Origin of the sequence: Streptomyces sp. RP5T, assembly GCF_003933965.1 — a bacterium.
Lineage (GTDB): Bacteria > Actinomycetota > Actinomycetes > Streptomycetales > Streptomycetaceae > Streptomyces.
In genome coordinates this window covers 1-3,132 of record NZ_RSAJ01000798.1, presented here as the reverse complement: position 1 = coordinate 3,132, position 3,132 = coordinate 1, and the positions used below count along the sequence as shown (strand labels likewise).

Below are 3,132 nucleotides of genomic sequence, written 5' to 3'. Positions count from 1 at the left end.
CCATCCCCGCCGTGCGTGCCCACACCCCGGCGCGCGGGCCCGGCTGGCGTCCGGCCTCGGGACTGCGCGTGGTCGTGAACGACGCCGGCCTCGCCGACGAGGGACGCCTCCTCGCCGGTGAGCTGGGGCTGACGTACGCCGGGCAGAAGGACGACGTCCGCGCCGGGGACGTGCGCCTCACGCTCAACGACGACGAGGGCGCGGACCCGGAGTCGTACCGCATGACCGTGCGCGGCGGCCGGGTCGCCATCAGCGCGCCGGACGACGCGGGGGTGTTCTACGGCACCCGCACCCTCAAGCAGGAGGTGCACGGTGGCGGTACGGCGCCGGAGGGCGTGGTGCGCGACGAGCCCGCCAAGCCGGTGCGCGGGTTCATGCTGGACATCGCGCGCAAGCCCTACACGGCCGGGTGGATCGAGGACCGGGTGCGTGAGCTCGGCGATCTGAAGTACAACCAGCTCGGTCTCCACTTCTCCGACGACCAGGGCTTCCGGATCCAGTCCGACTCGCACCCCGAGGTCGTCTCCCGGACGCACCTGACGAAAGCGCAGGTCAAGAAGATCCTCGCGCTCGCGGCGCAGCGGCACGTCACCGTCGTACCGGAGATCGACTCGCCCGGGCACCTGGGCGCGGTCATCGCCGCGCACCCCGAGCTCCAGTTGCGCAGCGCGGCCGGGAGCGCGCCGCAGGGGACCGTCGACATCTCCAAGCCCGCGTCCGCGAAGATCGTGGACGACCTGCTGAACGAGTACGCCGGACTGTTCCCCGGCGCCGACTGGAACCTCGGCGGCGACGAGTACCGCGCGCTGATGGTGTCCAGCCCGGCGACGACCTACCCCCAGCTCGCCGCCGCCGCCCGCAAGGCCTACGGCTCCAGCGGCACCGTCGCCGACCTGACCACCGGCTGGCTCAACGACCGCGCCCGCACCGTCCGGGCCCACGGCAAGACCCCGCGCGCGTGGAACGACGGCTTCTTCCGGGGCACGTCCGTCCAGCCGGCCAAGGACATCCAGGTCGGGTACTGGACCGGCAAGGAGATCGGCGCCCGGCTGCCCGTGGAGTACCTCGGCGCGGGCCGCAAGGTCGTCAACTACAACGACGAGTTCCTCTACTACGTCCTCGGGCAGCCCAACCAGTTCTACTACCCGACGGGACAGCGGATCTACGAGCAGTGGACGCCCCGCGTCCTGCGCGGCACCGCGGCCGTCCCCTCGACGTACGACGACCAGATCCTCGGCGGGTCCTTCGCGGTGTGGGGCGACTTCCCGAACGCGCAGACGCAGGCCCAGGTCGCGGCGGGCGTCCGGATGCCGCTGCGGGCGACCGCGCAGAAACTGTGGGACCCGCGCACGCCCGCCCTGACCTGGACGCGCTTCAAGGCGCTGGCGGACCGGCTGGACTGAGGAACCGGGGATTCCCGGTGGACGTACGGGGCCGCTCGACCGTATGTTCCGCATGCCGCGCGTGAGGCTCTGGGGAGAGCCCCGCGCGGTCTGCTGATCATCCACGTATCGGGGGACCCCACCATGCTCTGCACGCGCTGCCACCACTTCGAAGCGGCACCGGACGGAGTCCTGTGCAGCCAGTGCGCCGCGGCGCCCGCGTTCCAGGCCCCGCCGGCCGGTGCCCCGAAGGCCTGGCTGCGCTCGCCGGTCGGGCTCGGGCGGGCCACCGCGGTGCTGCTCGCGGTGGCCGCGGCCGTCGACGCGTTCGCCCTCGGGGTGGACTTCCTGCAGTACGACGTCTCGGGCGACGTCGCCGGGGGAGCCTACGGGGACGCCGTACTGGACCGGGCCGATCTGGCGGACGCGCTCACCGGCGTGGCCGCTTCCGCGCAGGTCGCCGTGCTGCTGGCCTGTGCCGTGGTCTTCGTGATCTGGCTCTGGCGGGCACGGGTCAACGCCGAGGTGTTCGCCCCGGACGGGCACAGCAAGGCGCGCGGCTGGGTCATCGCGGGCTGGGTCGTGCCGTTCGTGAGCCTCTGGTACCCGCGCCGGGTCGTGCTGGACGTCTGGAACGCGAGCAGCCCGGAGGGCAAGCCCGCCGGGCACGCGCTGGTCAACGTCTGGTGGACGCTGTGGCTGCTGACGAACGTCGCCGGGCGGTTCCTGGCGAACATGGCCGCGGAGGCCGACACCGCCCAGGAGATCCACGACACGATGACCCAGATGATGTTCGCCGACGGTGTCGACCTGGTCGCCGCCCTGGTCGCCGCCGCCGTCGTGCTGCGGCTGACCCGGATGCAGGACGAGAAGGCCCGCAGGGGACCGGCGGTACCCGTCGCCCTGTGACGGATTCGGTCCTTCCTGCTGCCAACCGACGTACGCATGTGGTGTATTCGGGCCCCAACCGCACCGAGCAGCCGGGGGGACCGGGGATGGGCTACTGGGGTTACTTCGTCGTGGGCCGCGGGGAGCGGCCGCTCGCCGAGCTGGACGCACTGGCCGGCGCCGAGGGCATGGTGCTGCGCGAGTCGGCGCCCGGCGGATGGCAGGTCTGGGAGTACGCGAACGGCGAGGGCGACGTCGGGAACATGAACGCCCTGGCCCTGGAGACCGGTTCGCCCGCCCTCTTCGGATACGTCATGGACAGCGCCTCGGTGGTCCTGGAGGCGGCGGGGCCGCGGAGCGGGGCCTGGACGACCTGTCTGGCCCGGGCCGCCATGGCCGGGTACCTCGGGGACGACGAGGACGGGCTGACCCTGGAGGACTACTTCCTCGAACCCCCGGACGCGGCCGCGCGGGCCGTCGCCTGGGCCGCGGAGGCGGGACACGAGGTGGCCGAGGAGCCACTGCTCGACGTTCTGAACGCGGACCCCGACCCATTGGCCGAAAACCTCTTCTTCCGTATGCTCGACCGGCTCGGTGTGGTGCCCCTGTGACACTCCCGGGTTATCGCGCGCAGTAAGGGGAAGTGCGGGTTCCGTGAGGGGACACCGTTCGGCGAGGGAGGCGTGGATGAGTCTGGTGGAGCTGATCGGCCAGGCCGACGAACGCGGACTGGCCGCCAGCGGGTTGGCTTGTTTGGATCGGTGCGTACCGCTGCTCGGTGGCGACGACGAGATCCTGCGACCCCTGTGGGCCGGGCTCGCGGACGAGGCCGGGGCCGAGGAGTGGGGCGAACGGCTGGAGC

The 3,132-nt window shown here is 72.3% G+C and carries 3 protein-coding genes; all 3 read left to right on the top strand.

Going from position 1 to position 3,132, the window contains the following annotated elements:
* Window positions 1-1,403: glycoside hydrolase family 20 protein (locus EHS43_RS41165; RefSeq protein WP_260470947.1), on the top strand; the 1,403-nt coding region annotated here is incomplete at its 5' end.
* Between the two features lie 123 nt (window positions 1,404-1,526).
* The gene (locus EHS43_RS41160; RefSeq protein WP_125195627.1) at window positions 1,527-2,291 is read left to right on the top strand and encodes a DUF4328 domain-containing protein; all 765 of its coding nucleotides are present in this window, start codon (window positions 1,527-1,529) and stop codon (window positions 2,289-2,291) included.
* An 86-nt stretch (window positions 2,292-2,377) separates the two neighbouring features.
* Window positions 2,378-2,881: a hypothetical protein gene (locus EHS43_RS41155; protein WP_125195626.1), complete on the top strand. Its 504-nt coding sequence runs from the start codon at window positions 2,378-2,380 to the stop codon at window positions 2,879-2,881.
* Window positions 2,882-3,132 lie beyond the last annotated feature (251 nt).

Bases quoted from the DNA above. Each gene is read 5' to 3' on its own strand.
- EHS43_RS41155 (WP_125195626.1), top strand. From the start codon at position 2,378: ATGGGCTACTGGGGTTACTTCGTCGTGGGCCGCGGGGAGCGGCCGCTC.
- EHS43_RS41160 (WP_125195627.1), top strand. From the start codon at position 1,527: ATGCTCTGCACGCGCTGCCACCACTTCGAAGCGGCACCGGACGGAGTC.